This window comes from Variovorax sp. HJSM1_2 (assembly GCF_049316285.1).
GTDB lineage: Bacteria > Pseudomonadota > Gammaproteobacteria > Burkholderiales > Burkholderiaceae_C > Rhodoferax_B.
Genome location: NZ_JBMOXA010000014.1, coordinates 24,506 through 38,504, shown reverse-complemented (window position 1 = coordinate 38,504; position 13,999 = coordinate 24,506). Strand labels below are relative to the sequence as shown.

Annotated in this window: 10 protein-coding genes and 1 pseudogene; 1 reads left to right on the top strand and 10 read right to left on the bottom strand. The window is 58.4% G+C overall.

The genetic code is table 11. The features are described from left to right. Nucleotides 1-86: 86 nt before the first annotated feature. The 9 genes and pseudogenes from ACFQ95_RS16295 to ACFQ95_RS16255 form a co-directional block, all read right to left on the bottom strand. Entirely contained in the window at nt 87-1,811 is a 1,725-nt protein-coding gene (locus tag ACFQ95_RS16295; protein WP_422832644.1) for a hypothetical protein, read from the bottom strand. Further along, nucleotides 1,808-2,953, bottom strand: a complete 1,146-nt coding sequence (locus ACFQ95_RS16290; RefSeq protein WP_422832642.1) for a dsDNA nuclease domain-containing protein — start codon at nt 2,951-2,953, stop codon at nt 1,808-1,810. The genes ACFQ95_RS16295 and ACFQ95_RS16290 overlap by 4 nt, the downstream gene beginning before the upstream one ends. A 442-nt stretch (nt 2,954-3,395) precedes the next feature. Next, nucleotides 3,396-3,806 carry a hypothetical protein gene (locus ACFQ95_RS16285; protein ID WP_422832641.1) on the bottom strand — a complete coding sequence of 137 codons (411 nt, stop codon included), beginning with the start codon at nt 3,804-3,806 and terminating at the stop codon, nt 3,396-3,398. A gap of 41 nt (nt 3,807-3,847) precedes the next feature. Further along, nucleotides 3,848-4,918: a hypothetical protein gene (locus ACFQ95_RS16280; RefSeq protein ID WP_422832748.1), complete on the bottom strand. Its 1,071-nt coding sequence runs from the start codon at nt 4,916-4,918 to the stop codon at nt 3,848-3,850. Nucleotides 4,919-5,065: 147 nt separating this feature from the next. After that, nucleotides 5,066-5,467: pseudogene (locus ACFQ95_RS16275) on the bottom strand (TniQ family protein); the annotation flags it as partial. A 6-nt stretch (nt 5,468-5,473) separates the two neighbouring features. Next, nucleotides 5,474-6,937 carry a TniQ family protein gene (locus tag ACFQ95_RS16270; protein ID WP_422832639.1) on the bottom strand — a complete coding sequence of 488 codons (1,464 nt, stop codon included), beginning with the start codon at nt 6,935-6,937 and terminating at the stop codon, nt 5,474-5,476. 62 nt (nt 6,938-6,999) lie between these two features. After that, nucleotides 7,000-8,043, bottom strand: coding sequence for a TniB family NTP-binding protein (locus ACFQ95_RS16265; RefSeq protein ID WP_422832638.1), 1,044 nt, complete (start codon nt 8,041-8,043; stop codon nt 7,000-7,002). A gap of 94 nt (nt 8,044-8,137) precedes the next feature. Continuing rightward, nucleotides 8,138-10,246, bottom strand: coding sequence for a hypothetical protein (locus ACFQ95_RS16260; RefSeq protein ID WP_422832636.1), 2,109 nt, complete (start codon nt 10,244-10,246; stop codon nt 8,138-8,140). 50 nt (nt 10,247-10,296) lie between these two features. Next, the gene (locus ACFQ95_RS16255) at nt 10,297-10,908 is read right to left on the bottom strand and encodes a hypothetical protein (protein WP_422832634.1); all 612 of its coding nucleotides are present in this window, start codon (nt 10,906-10,908) and stop codon (nt 10,297-10,299) included. A 395-nt stretch (nt 10,909-11,303) separates the two neighbouring features. On the opposite strand from ACFQ95_RS16255, the gene ACFQ95_RS16250 reads away from it, so the two are divergent. Continuing rightward, on the top strand, nt 11,304-12,917 hold the full coding sequence (locus ACFQ95_RS16250) for a hypothetical protein (protein WP_422832632.1): 1,614 nt from the start codon (nt 11,304-11,306) through the stop codon (nt 12,915-12,917). Between the two features lie 70 nt (nt 12,918-12,987). Here ACFQ95_RS16250 and ACFQ95_RS16245 read toward each other — a convergent pair whose 3' ends face one another. Then, nucleotides 12,988-13,929, bottom strand: a complete 942-nt coding sequence (locus ACFQ95_RS16245; RefSeq protein ID WP_422832630.1) for a WYL domain-containing protein — start codon at nt 13,927-13,929, stop codon at nt 12,988-12,990. Nucleotides 13,930-13,999: the final 70 nt, after the last annotated feature.

The window sequence follows — 13,999 nt, the reverse complement described above, 5'->3', positions numbered from 1 at the left end:
CGCTTCAAACATACCTGCATTAGGTGGTAGCAGGCCTCGTTTTTGGTAGGGGCACATGGCCCGACAAACTGTGCCAGCACCCTTCTTCACGCAGCTTCGACTACAGGCTTTAGGCTCTCTCGCAATGCGACCAGGGGCCCTTGGAGGCGTGCCACCGCCTCCTCAAAGGACTCGTTCGAGAGGCTCGCCTTCTTCTGTGTAAGTCGGACAGTGTCGAAGTCCCCCAGCTGTGCACTCTCGGGCAAGCGTTCCGCAGCCAATATGACTTGATGATGAACCCCGGCTGCCCTTCCCAAAACCTCGACCATCTTTGTCAGATTCGGATCGTCCTGACCCGACTGTTGAGGGGTATCAACGACGAAGGGAAACAGCGGGGAGTCACCCCACTCAGCATTCGTCGCAAGCATGGCCAGATGAACAGCCAACATGGAGCGAGGCGCGGAACTTCCTCCAGACTGAGCACGCGCCCCCGGTTTGGGATCGCCGATCTGCTCGTCGATAGGAACATCGACCAAGTTGGACAAACTCGAGACCTGCGACGAAAAATACTTGCGAACTTGAGCCAATCGATCAGGGTCTTCGAACTTTTTGACCTCCTCATCTGCCTTAGCCTTTTCTATTTCCAGCTTCTTCAAAGCGGTGGACAGATCGCCGCTGACCCGCTGAAAAGCTGAGTCGAGGGTTCTCTTGCTCTGCGAGGCCAGGACTTCTTCAAGCTTCAGCTTGGCTCGCCGTTCCTGCTGGAGTTTGTCGAGTTCGGCGATGTTGCGCTCCACCCCTCGCAAGCTCGCACGGATGTTGGCCTCTTTGCTGCCGATGTCATCTGCTTGTGTCCGAAGCTCCATGATGAGTCCACCCAAGGACTCGGCGTCGCTCGAAAGAAGAATTCGAGCATGGAAGGAGTTCTCATGAACCGTGCCGCACGTGGGGCACTCGATGGCCTCTCCAGCACGGTCCGTCAGGTACGCAAAGTCACCTTTCAGTTCGTTGTAGGCAGCAAGTGCGACCTTCAATTCCGACTGGACTTTCTCACGCGTGTTGACCAGCCCGAGAAGTTGGCCACGGATGCGAACCTGTTCCTGCTGGAGCTTGGTCGCTTTGCGGCCAAGCTCCGCCAGTTCACTGCGAAACGCAGCGAAGTTGAGAGACGGCAGATTCTTGGGCAGAACATCTTGCACCCGCTTGAAAGCCGCTCGCTGCGCTTCAAGTTCCTTGCGCCTATCTGTGACTCGCTCACCGATCTCTGTCGAAAGATGCTTCGCCTGGAAGTATGCGTTTGGCCGCATGCCAATGAAGGACTCGAACGTCGCGCCCTTCCAGTCCGAGAACTGCGTCAGCTGTTCAAAGGTATCCCAACCGGCTCCCCAGCTACCGTCCTGATCCATGTAAAACGGCATGAGCATGTAATCAGGCCCGGCTTGCGAGAAAGTTACTGTCTGAGGACGCTTGAGCCTGAGTTCGAATCCAAAGAACGCGCCGAGTGCCTTCGACCACGCACCCATGTTCTCTGCAGAAAAGAGCAACTGGTCATTGGCCCCAAACATCCCCAGCCTCTTACCGTCGCGAACAACCATGTAGTCGCTGTCCCGATAGGTGAACTCCAAGGCAGCAACCGCATCAGGGTCCCAGGTTCCAGCGTCACGCTTGCGCGTCTTGCACCCGAAGACCCAATAGAGATTCTTGATGACGCGGGATTTACCCGTTCCGTTCGGTCCCAGAAGCAGCGTCTTCTGACTGAACAGCTGCTTTCTGGCGCTCTCGTCTCTCGCGGACACGAGCCAGAGCGTCTTGTATGTCACGCGCCGGTTCATTCTTCTTCCTTAGATTCCGGACGAGCCGGAGCAGTGAATACGGTGAGGTCGATTGCATCGGATAGCACCAGTAGCGCAACAGCGCGTATGTAGGCCAGGGGAAGACCATTGAATTCAGCAGGGCTTGACGCCCGAGCCTCCTCAACAACCTCGTTCATCAGCTCACCCAGGGTTGCTTTTGCACCAATGGCAGCCTCAATGGGAATGCGGGCTCGTTGAAGCGCGCTCGCTACCCCACTGAAAATCATATTGGTCCGGTCGGACGCATCCGCACACACCCGGACCCTCTGAGCCTTGATGTCCTTGCGTTCGATGAAAGGGTGCCCCTCTCGATCCAACTCGGCAGTAGCTTCTTCCAGGATTTGGCTCAATGGCGCCCGGGACTGCGCAACGCTGGCCAGAATGTTCAGGGCCTGCGACTTGGAAATGATGCGCAGCTTGAGATCTTCGAAGCTCCGCGCGTAGGTAGTGCTCGACGCCCGGCTTTGTACTTCGCTTGCCAAAACCCGTGCCGCTACCGACGTATGACTGAGTTGAAACGGCAGCTGTCCCGTTGACGATAGCTGCTCGAGCTTCCCACTGACAAAGATCTCTGGCTCGCCCAATGGGAGATTGGTCTTGTGCACCATCACACCAGTCAGATCGATATCACCTTCGGGGATGCCCAATTGGGCACTGACGGCCGCCTTCACGAGCGTCTGCTGCTCGGTCGTCAGCGTGGACAGATCTGTGTTCGTTGCAAGCGAGTCCACGCCGGCTTCATCGGGCAGCTTCACGCCGATGTTGGAGACGAATCTCAGGTTGGCACGCGAGGCACCGAACTCGTGCCGACGGGCATACAGCTTGGCGAGGATGGAATTCTCATGCGTGCCATCCTTGCGCTTGCTGCCCTTCTTATGGAGATCCTTCAAGACCCAGACGCCATCGCGCTCATGCTTCTTGACCTGGCAGAACTCCACCTTCGTTGGCGATTGCGCGGAATCGAGAATCGCGATGTCCTCCTTGACCTCAACGCCGACGGCGAAGTCATTCCCGCTTCCCAGAAGTTCGGCGATAGACAACGCGGCCCACCATTGTTGAAAGGTGAAGCCCAAGCTGGCGTTGACGCCATTCTTCTCGTCTATTGGGCGGTCACGGAGCACGAGATCCAGGCTATCCTGAACATCATCCGGTCTCCTCGCTGAGGTCCTTTGTGACATCAATCGGTTCTTTAATTTTCCCTGCTTTCTTCAGCAGTCACGTCTTAGCCATCTCCGGCGTGCAGTCCGTTTTGAGCGGCCTGATCGTCCATGACATTTTGATACAGGATACATGGTTCGCCTCTGACCCTTGAGCTGCCAGCAAATGCCGTGGTGAGCCGCCTTCGATACAGCTCGTTCCGAATCAGGTCCAAAGTGCCTGCTCAAGCACCGAAGACGCGTCGGATCTCCATTGGCGAAGAGCTGTGGCTTATGACCAAATTTCCCCATCGACACACGAATTTGCGCGCCAACGGGGAAAGTCTTTTCCGGTCAAGCACTTACCCAGTGCCAACTCCTGTGGTTCGGAGAAGCACGCTGGAGGACGAACCCGTGGCCGAAGGCATCACAGCTCTTTGAGGGCGAGTTGGGCCGCATGTGCTGCCAAAGCAGAACGGGCCAGATCCCCACAAATCGCCAGTCGATCGCCTCTCTCCGTTCGCCCCACGTCGACGTCAAGCACTTGGTCACCAGGACGATACCTGTCGCTCAGGTAGCGACAGGCTTCTGGGCTCTCCTGCAGATGCTGGGCGAGACGGTCCATGACACCGTACCAGGCATAGAAGTCCGCCAAGCAGCGCGGATCAGCGTGATCGAGGCCTTCACCAATTGTCAAGACATGCATCAGAGCCCCTGTCATGCCGTTCCAGTGCATCAGCAGGAGCGCTGTTTCCACTCCCAAACCTTTCACGGCCACCCTTACGCCACATGGTGAAGTGAACAGGCGCAGATTTCCGGGAAGCCTTTGTTGGCTCATGGCCCACTCGACCGAGGTGTCCCAGTTGCTTCGACTCGCCATCATCGTCGTTCCCGGACATATGTCGATGCCATCTGCCGCTCGTTCGTAGCGCCGTTGCCGCCACGTTCATCGATTCGCTGCCCCTGCCAGAAAACGCTGATTGACCTTGCCAGTCTGGCATCCATGTTCTTCATGCACTGCTGCAATAGTCTCTTCGCCCCACGGCTCTGAACGCGTCCGCCACGAAAGCACACGAAGAACAGATCGGCGGCGGGCTTCCTCTTTCGACCAAGATCGGCTCGGTGTTGGAGGTATTGCGCTGAAAGCCGGGCAAGCAGCGCGTACGCTCTTTCCAAATCATGTTCATTCGCCACGCAGTCTCGGCCCGCGGATATTGCCCTCAGTGCTTCATCGAGTGACATTTCGACAACCACATCCAGTTGTTTTCCAAGCGTGACTGCCAAAAGGATGGCAACCGCGTCGCGCACAAGGACCTCCGTCGAACTTCTACGTTTCTGATCGGTGCTCGCAGCATCTGCCAACGCGGTAAGCATTTGCTGCAGTTCGGCACTCGACGCCCGCATCCTACGGCCCAGGATTTCTTGAAGCGACTTTCCCCCGCTCGATCCAAGCAGCTTGGAGACCGCTTGCTTCGTCAGCACGATGCCTGAGGCGGTCAACTGGTCCATGGCGGTCTGAACCTCGATATGTGAGACATCACGAATTTGCTTGCGCAGCTGGCTCCGAATCGCCGCCTCGAACCAGTGCGGAAGCTCTTGCCGATCCACACTGAAGTGCTCCGCAGAAAGTCCGCAGCGTTCGCTGAAAGTGAGCAAGGTTCCAGGCCAACCTTGGAAAAGACCTGCGACCCGGGAAGTCAGCTGCAGTCGCATTTCAAGGGGTAGCCATTCAATCGATCGCTGGTCAGCTCGAGAAGCCACCTCTACTACCTCCCTAGCGGCAGGGACTTCGGCGTGGATCTTTCGCGCGGATCGGTTTCTAATAAATAGTTGGGCGACACACCAAGCCGCAGCAGCGAATTCGACCGCCGGAACGATCGCCCCGTTCGACAACGAGACATCTCGTTCAAATAATTGTCCCGAGACGGGGAGCAATTCGGACGTATCCATCACAGAAGGACTGGATCTCAGATCGTATCTACAGACGGGGCATTCGTGCACAGGTATCCAGGCACCTTCGTACAAATTTCCCAAAGCACTGGTCGCCGGCCACGACGGATGCCCACAACGGTTGCAGCCGTCGATGAGCCGAATCCCATGCCGTTCGCAGACCGAATGCAGGCACAGTCGCCATCGCAGCCGGAAATGCGGAACTTCATCCTCTCGAAGGCATTGCGGACAGAAAGGAATACCGAAGGGACGATCACGCCTGCTGTATCTCAGCGGCAAAACCCATCGCGGGACGCTCGCTCCACCCCGGAACCGAAGCAACGTGCCGTCTAGCCCAGCGAGAGTCATCTGCATGACTTCGCCCTCCGTGAGAAGGTTTTCCTGCGCGAGCCACCCGACAGTAGTAGCAGCGGGCTTCAGGTCTGAATCAGTCCGCTGCAGTTCCCCTGGCGCCCGAGGGAACAGTCTGAAGCCGTTCTCGAGGCCGGATCTCTGACGCCAGCTGGTCAGCGACTCACCTGGCAATGGGTGCGGTCGGACTAGAAACATGGCATCTCACGGCACGCACCGTGCCCCGAGCAAGTTCCGGAGATCACTGCGCAGGACGTACAGGTCGTTCAGCGCAATCGGTGCAAGAGCCGCCTTGAACAGGGCGATGCGCTTTTCTTTGACAGCGCCCAGGATCTTTCGCCACCACTTGCACCTGTATGCGTTGTAGGCGCCCGGCACCCACCATGAGAAGTACAGGCGCTCCAGATGCGGGCCGTCCTCCGTTTTCGCCGCTCGGAAGAGGAACTCGGCGAACGAACGAAGCTCCGCAGGGCACACGCGATCACCGTTCCGGCCATGACGGGTCAACGCCAATTTGCGCGCAGTGACGCATCCTGAGGCGACAAGCCCACGCATGGCATCGACGCTGCACCCGAGTTGTGCAGCCCCCGCTTCGATGGTGTCGGTCTGCTGCATGGCCTGCACGATGGAACGGTAGACCGCCGGCGGAATGTTGAATGTCTTTTTCCCTTTTGCGAGATCAACGGTGTAGCTCGCCCCTGGGATGCCGCCCTCATCGATGCACCGCAGCAAGGTGCCGTAGCTGTTCCCCGTCACCTTCATCAGGTCCTTGATGCCATAGGTCTCCTTAGCTGGAGGCAAGGAGCGCCGCTGCGCACGGATTCGATCGGGGTTGAGTTCCGGCTGGTGTCGGCGCTTTACTTCTTCCGCGACGGACTGCATGCAACTGAAGAATTTGCTCCCGAGGCGATAGTTCAGGCGCATGAACCCGTCCTTCTTTCCCGGATCGGCCTCCGCAATCACCGAAGCCACGATGCTTCTGGGTGCATCCATCAGCAGATGCCGGATCGAAAGCGCGTCGGAGATCGTCAGAAATCCATCGCGGTCCAGCACGACATAGGACCTGCGCCGCGTCTTCGGCTCCACCGGCGCCGCCAGCCATTTGCAGGTTCTCGCCGCCTCTTGGCTCAGCTCATGAGCCCGCGCGAATGTGCCGAACGTTTGAGCGGCGTACGCCTCGGAAAAAATTTCCCGCAACTTCTCCGTCCAGCGCTCTGCCACATCGGACTTTTGCTGCCGAAGGTCCGCACCGCACCGACACTGGAGCAACTGAGGACGCAGGACATCCAAAGGCTTGTGGCATGACTGACAGGTGTCGACCAGCAATGTCCCATGGTGACTACATGCCACACTCATAGGCATGCCCCACTCGGCCCGGACGAACGGGATCTTGTCCGATGCCAGGCAACGTGGACAGATGCGGGTCTTCAGCGTGCGGCCGAAGGTCGCGAAGAAGACGCGCTCACGATCAACTTTTGCGTCCAGGGGATGCTCACAGGGAGCGCTGGGATACACGATACCGAACCGCCACAGGACCTCCGCGGGAGATGCGACGACAAGCTGTTGCATAGTCATTCCGGCAAGTCGCGCCATGGCACCCACGCCGCCCGGGATGTAGTTCGCTTCGGCCAGACGGATCAGGTAGTCGGACCAAGACTCACCAGCCAAGGGCTCGCACCGGTCGATGAGGTGTGGCTGTTCGAACTCGGGAACTGATTCTCGGAACACCCTCACCCCGCCTTCGTTGCCCGTTGACCTCGACGAGATGCCTTCTTCACGTCGGCATCGTCAGGCCCATCCTGGCGCAGTTCGAAGATTTGCCCAGGGCCAGTTAAGGCCTCGCCATTCCAGTCTGCCGCAAATGGGTTCCCGGCCACAGCGGCGACCTGGTGCAGATCCTCGAATCCCAGCTCGAGATCGACCTTCTCGATACGTTCGGATCCGCGCTGCACCGCTCGCACCAAGGCCCTGGCCATCAGCTTCATCAGGTAGTCCAGAATTCCATTGGTCGCCGCGAGCAATGGTCGCGCCAGTCTCATGCTTTTCAATTCTGAATGCTCGGCCAGCGGCAATCCCCGATCCACCAGCTCCAGCAGGCTGAGATAGTTCTTGATGTCCGTTTCAGACGCCATCGAAAAGACTGGAAGTTCGAAACGAGCTTGCATGCGGCGCCGGAGTTGGTCGTGTGCATCCCGCACAACTGCAGCCTGTTCGGTGCCCAAGGCAAAGACCAATCCAGGAAACTTGAAGTCGCACAAATCGCGGATCCAGTTCGCGATGTGCTCGACCCCTCGTGCTTTTCGCCTGGACGGGACATCTTGGAAGTCGTCGATGGCGATGATGATGGTGCCGGCCTTGAGAAGCAGGTTCTCAGCGCGATCCTTCTTGTCCTCCCAGGAACCACGGTCGTACAAGGGGTCCCCCAGCGCCTTCAGGAGCGCCGAGCCCATGGAGGATGGCGAGGGGACGGCCGGCACCTTGAAGCACACCACAGGCCGGGTGCTCCGCGTGGGCGTGTCGACATCTGGGTACTGCCTTTTCAGGAAGTTCACGAAGCTGGTCTTACCGGAGCCAGAACCTGCGATCACCAGGACACCGTTGGCCTTCATCTCGACCTTACGCAACACCAGTTCGGCTTCGACGAAATCAGCGACCTTCTTGATGGCCTTGTGCTTGACGAAGATCCCTTGGAATTTTTCAAGTCGCTGGGATAAGGAAGCGTTTGCCCAGTGGGAACGATCGTTTGCGGGGATGAGAACTGCGTCTGCGTTCATAGGAGACTTTCAATGGAATCGAAGGGTTGAGCGGCATTTCGGTGCAACACCGCAGAGGTCGGAGGTCAAAGCCGATGGCAACGGCCTATGAAGGTCATTCCAGCTCCATTTCTTCGTCCAGTTCGAACTCGACTTCGTCCACGTCGGCGACCATGTCCTCGACGGCCGACACCATCGTTTCGATGACGAGTGGCGTCCGAACCGGAGCGTCAACAAGTTCGGAGAGGTCTTCCGGCGGAACGTCGAGGCCGGACTTGTGCACTTGGTAGCCGAGCTTGCGCTGACGGAGCTTCTTGGACTTCATCAGATCCTTGGTGTCCGCGACCAGCGCCTGACGTGCTTCGTGCATTTGGACCAGGCCAGGTGAGCGGAGCTTCATCAACCGCGCCTTCTTGAGAATCAAGGACTGCTGGTAGTTGGTCAGACCCCGCACATACCGGATGTCCTCGATGCAGGGCACCTTGAGGTAGTTCTTCGACAGCGGGTCCAGCACGTACAGGTAGGACAGATTCGACGGCAGGTACCTCACCCAGACCTCGGCACGGGCCCCGAGTCTTTTGCGCAGTTCCTCAAGCTGGGGCGACTGGTACCGCAGCCTCATGCGCAAGAGCCCACCCGAGTCACGGAACGTGAGCTTCTGGTAGATCGTTCCCATGAGTTCCTGCGAAGGGCGACGTCGCGGAAGCAGTGGCTCAGTGTCGAGGAACTGTTCCCTCCAGGCCTCTCGGGGTGTTTTTCCGTCCTTGCCGCAGGGTTTGTTCGAATACTCGTCCACGATCCAGGCCATCAGCCGCTTTCGGAACTCGTCAATTGACATCACGGCACTGCCCAATCCAACGTTGAGCAGCTCGCGATCCTCCTTCGGCCCCACCCACCCAGGCAGGTCCTGGATGAACTCGAACTTCACTCGATGGTTGAAGTGTTCGATATCGGGCTTGTCCGTGGGATGGTGAGGGCGTGAAAACGCGATTTCAGCATCGAACTCAAGCACGCTCGCCTGTAGTTGCAGCGTCGCGTTGTACGAAGCGTTGTCAAGGTTGACGATCCCATGTTGTCCATACCACTCCCACTTCCCGCGACACAGCGAGAAGTCGGGCGAACCGGGATCTTTCGGGTAAATTCCATGCACCACCGCCTCGAAGGCGCTCTCGGACGAGCGGGGACGTTCGCTCAGCGAGTAGCCCAGCACGGCCGATGTGTGCTCATCGACGCCAGCCGTCAGCCAGCAACGTCCCCATGGCAGATCCGTACGCGGGTCGATGAGGAAGACGGCCGTGTCGGTGTCGTCGTAGTGGACGATATCGAGGGCATGATCCACCCGGATCCGCGCACCCGCTTCACGGAATCTCTGGTCAGCCCGCTTTTTCCCTTCATTTCGGACGCAGATCGCGTAGGGCGTAAACCGGTCATTGAAGCGTCTCGTGACTGTAGGAAGGGAAGGCACGTCCAGAGCGCGCTTTTGCGTATCGTCATTGGGATGTTGGAGCATCTCGATGACAAGGCCTGTCCGCTGGATGGTCGCGATCGCACCGTTGTGCTGTTGGACCATCGCGTTGACTGCGTTGTGGACTTTCACGGCACGCAGCTTCCCACTGACGGGATTTGCCGCCTGCTCCAGAGCTCGATCGATGATGCGCTCGAGCGCAGGATCGAGGCGCCGGCCTCCGGGACCACCACGCAAATGGAACTGAGGAAGCAAAGAGCGGTGATCCCCCTGATTGCGGCGCAATGTGCGCGCGGCTTCATACAAGGCATCCACGCCGTAAGGACAGATTTCTCGGAACTCGTGTTCGACGTCCTTGATCGCGGCCCTCAGGAAATCGGAGGGATTGAAGTTCACAACGCCATGACGTTGCAGCGCATGGATCCAGCGTCGCTTCGTCAGCATCACGCCCAGCGCCTTCTCGGTGCGGAAGGCCACAGGGATTCCCTCGATCAGGCTCTGCTCTCCCGCGCGAAGATGAACGGGAACCATGAGGGCCTGATCGACAGCCGAATCTTCAGCGAGCGATACGATGCCCCTGCTCATTGCGGAACGCAGAACAGGCCAACGGCAGGTGCGACTCTCCGTCGAAGCGATGTCCGTGAGGTACAGCTTGTCGCCTTCGGTGATGGCATCGACGCGACACACAACGCCTCCAACGCGCAGCAGCGTTTTGAGCGGGGGCATCGAGATTTCGGCGGTTTCGGCAATGGCATTCATGGGGATCCTGGTGACGTGTTGGTTGAGGTGCGTCCTACGCTGATCGCGGCCTAGACGATTTCCGCGAGGGAGGACCACCATCCATAGGATTCGACGGGTGCATACAGCACCGTCTCAAAGCGTCGGTCTTTGGGATTCGACGTAATCAGCGTCCGATCACACAACGGCGCGAACGGGTTGAAGTGGGCCTGCCCTACCCACACGGCAGCAAGAACGTGGTGTCGGTATACCCCCGCCTTCCGAAGCTCCTCTAGCGTCTTCGGGGCTTCAGCCACCAATTGCGCGACCGCAAAGATCCGGTCATAGGGGATGTCGCAGCTCCCGAGTCGGCGCATCTCGCGGAGCTGTCGCCAAAGGGCTGCGGACAAAGGCCATCTATCGGTCCAGAACAGGAACGTCATGCCGCTTTGCGTGATGACACTTTCGACACGGCGCTGCTTTTCCAGCTTTTCCTCAGTGAGGAACTTGCTCGCCTTGGTCTCGACCACGAAGGCGCGACCATCATGGGTCTCGAACAGGATGTCGGGCGTTGCCTCGATGCCATGGTCGGCGTTGTTCAACGAGAAAGGCTCGAGCTTCCAGCGCTTCACGTAACCGGCGTTCCTCATGGTCACCAGCAAGGACCGGGCTGTCGCGGTGTTCCCACCTTCCGCGACCGTCACGGAGTTATCACCGCCTTGCACCAGATACCTTTGCGTCGGCCGGCTCCGCCCCTGCGGATCACGGGCAGGAGCAGATTGAAATACTTGCTCCAGCCAGTTCCGACTTCCCAGTGGATGGTTTCTGTTCACGATGCACGCCCCTTTCGTCAAAGTTAGGTGCAATCGTGATTCCCAAGTCAGAATTCGAGAATGTGTATAGTGACAATAAATTGATAGACGTTTACTCCGTGGGAGCGGAGCCCGGGTATCTGGACCTTCTTCTTTTTTCAGGAGTAACAGTGGATCTCGACGATCTACGTGCCCGCCTACAGGCCGCAACCATCAGTTGGCGTCAACGAGCCATACCAGGAGGCCAATCCTCTGCGCGGCAATCGCATACTCGGCTCCTCGCCTCGATGGATACTCGCGAGCGCCGGAGTAACAGGTACCGGCTCAACCCAGCCGATCTTCGAAAAGTCGTCGCAGAACTTCGGACGATTTCCCTCGTTCAAATGCGTGCGGCGTCGCAAGCTCTGCGAGAGCTCATGGAAATGGGCTGTCGATTCGAGTACGAGCAGGAAAGCGCAGGCGGTGAGCGGCACTGGATCCACTTGTCTCTTGACCAAATCCCCTATCTCGATAACGCACGCACCGCACTCCCTTTGATCACATCGCTTGCAGAGCTGCCACAAGCTCAGCAGGCCAAGCTGGTTCAGCTGCTGGAAGAAGAAAAGGCGGTTCGACATCTCGAGGTTCGCCTACAGCTCGAACAAGCAGACGGAACCCGCGCGGGTCAGGTGCAACGGTCGCTCAAGCTGGCATCGGCCCAAGCCTCACTCAACCGAACTTTGGCTTCGATCTCGCCTGCAGGGCTGGTTTGGCTGGCGAACAATCGCGACACGTTCAATCTGCTGGGTTGGTCGAACCTGACGCTTCCTATCCTGGGCTCAACACGCTTCGATCCAGAGCAACTGCTTCAGGCCTCAGAGAGCCTCGACTTGATCTCGGACTGCCTCATCATGCCCTTCCCACTCGATCCTGGAGCCGATCTAGAAGTCCTCGGGAGGTGGCTCGAGCTTTGGCAGGTTTGCGAGGAGGCTGCGGAGAACCTCTCGATGGTGTCCGCCTGGCTACGCTGCCTCGGAAGCACTGGGGAGTACAAGCGATGTCGTGTCTGCTTCCGACATGTCGGCGAGGGTATGAAAAAGAACTGTTGGCTGCACCACCGAAGTGCCAAGGTCCGTGTGCCTTCTCGAGAACTGCACGTCTCCGGCATCTACCAGGACGCATGGAAGCAAGCAGCCAAGAAGCATCCACGTATCCATGTGCTCTTGAATGACGTGACCCCAACCTCTCAGGTGCGCCGCCAGATGCAGCATGCCGCGGAAGGCGAGGGCCTCGCACCGGAGGTAGCTACCGCTGCGGCGGCTTTGGGAGCATTGATCCATACGCTGCTCCCTGTATTGGAACCAAGTTTGCAGGACCTGCTGAAGCGGCAATTCGACGCGTGCGTGGCGCAAGCCAATCGGCTGGTCATGGCGCGCCAAGGTCGCATTGCGGACACTTCGGCGATACCGTTGACCCCACCTGGACGTGCTTTAAGGGCCCTTGGTTGGGAGCGCTTCTTCGCCGATTTCTTCGGTTCAGCGATGTCACCCGCCGAAACGACCCGCTTCGGTACCGGCAAGCCCATCGATGTCGACCATCCGCTGACGTCGACAACGCAAACGATTCCGGTGCAAAAACTTGCCTTGGACCTGCTACATCTGAGCACCTGGATTTCCGTCGACATGGCGTTCGACGCCCTGAGTTATCTGAATGTCAACGCGATTCGGCGCGATATTCAACTGGCCCTAGAGGAAAACGGGGTGCGTCCGACGTACCAGGAACTCGCACAAGCCCATCACACAACGCCGCAAGCAATCGAACAAGCGATGTCAAAAAGGTCTTCTACTCGACGCAGGTTTCGGGTGCTGGACAAAGGGCGCGAGGAACTCCGACGCATGGTGTTGAGGAACTTTACGCATTGAACTTCTTATTCTTCTCATTTCCATCAAAGGCCTTTGCTTTCGATATAGAGTCGAACAGCCACTGACACAGCTACAAAGCCTTGATGATTCGGTAAGCCCCGTCAGGCCGAGGATCTTGATAACCAGGAGCGAGTGGTGCGCTGCTGGCACCGTACAGCGCAAGTGGGTCCGAAAGCCACAGCGCGTATTCCGGTCCACGAAGGCTGTGGTCTGGCGAGCAGTCCACGCTCCAGCGCCGCAGCATGTAGCCAGCATTCGCCGCACGAGCCTTCACGATGCGCACCCCGTCCGGCATATCGAAGTCCATTCGAACAATTTCAGGCCGAGCGTGCTCCGGGTGCGGAACCAGTACGAGTTCGATGATGCGACTCCATTGGACATCGTGCTCCACCGTCTCCTCCGGCACAACCGGGCTGTCTTCAAGCACTGTCGGGCTCTCCATTCGAGTGAACACGAAGTCCCTGAACTCCAGGTGCTTTCGACAAAAGGCTCGCAAATGCCAGCGGATGCCGGTGTCGACCAAGGCGAGCGGCACCAACTCCCGCTCGGTCTTGCCACTGCCAACAGACGTGTAGCCGAGCCGGACGGCCTTGCCTCGGTTGATAGCGCGGGTGATGGGCGCGAGCACCTCCATCGCGGGCAAGCTGAGCGAGGGTGGGAACTCGCATCGAACCATTGAGCGGAGCTCATCACCGATACCTCCGCCGAAGCCTTGCGACAGAGCGGTCAGCACACGCTGCGGCTGGTGCTCGAAAAGAGGCACGAACTCCGACGTCGGCCGATAGGCCTTTGTCGCCGGGTCAAGCTCTAGGTTTTCAGGTGCGATCTCACGGTACTGGGCGATGTCGCGGGTAGCTCCGGCCGGCCCCACTTCAAACCGCTCTACGACGTCAGCTCGGCGCAGTTCACCGAGGAAGTAGAGCTTGAAGTCGATATGCGACAGGCGCTCGCGCTGTACGCGGGGCAGTTGCTCGAGCTCCTTACGCCGTCGATCTGCATTTTTTGGATCCATATGGCCATGATACCAACATCGCCCAGAAGTTCGAATCACGAAGATGCATTGACATCATCATTTTGATGAT

What these genes read in the sequence shown, in the direction of transcription:
- ACFQ95_RS16295 (WP_422832644.1), bottom strand. Translation starts at nt 1,811, where the DNA reads ATGAACCGGCGCGTGACATACAAGACGCTCTGGCTCGTGTCCGCGAGA.
- ACFQ95_RS16280 (WP_422832748.1), bottom strand. Translation starts at nt 4,918, where the DNA reads ATGGATACGTCCGAATTGCTCCCCGTCTCGGGACAATTATTTGAACGA.
- ACFQ95_RS16245 (WP_422832630.1), bottom strand. Translation starts at nt 13,929, where the DNA reads ATGGATCCAAAAAATGCAGATCGACGGCGTAAGGAGCTCGAGCAACTG.
- ACFQ95_RS16265 (WP_422832638.1), bottom strand. Translation starts at nt 8,043, where the DNA reads ATGAACGCAGACGCAGTTCTCATCCCCGCAAACGATCGTTCCCACTGG.
- ACFQ95_RS16285 (WP_422832641.1), bottom strand. Translation starts at nt 3,806, where the DNA reads ATGAGCCAACAAAGGCTTCCCGGAAATCTGCGCCTGTTCACTTCACCA.
- ACFQ95_RS16250 (WP_422832632.1), top strand. Translation starts at nt 11,304, where the DNA reads ATGGATACTCGCGAGCGCCGGAGTAACAGGTACCGGCTCAACCCAGCC.
- ACFQ95_RS16260 (WP_422832636.1), bottom strand. Translation starts at nt 10,246, where the DNA reads ATGAATGCCATTGCCGAAACCGCCGAAATCTCGATGCCCCCGCTCAAA.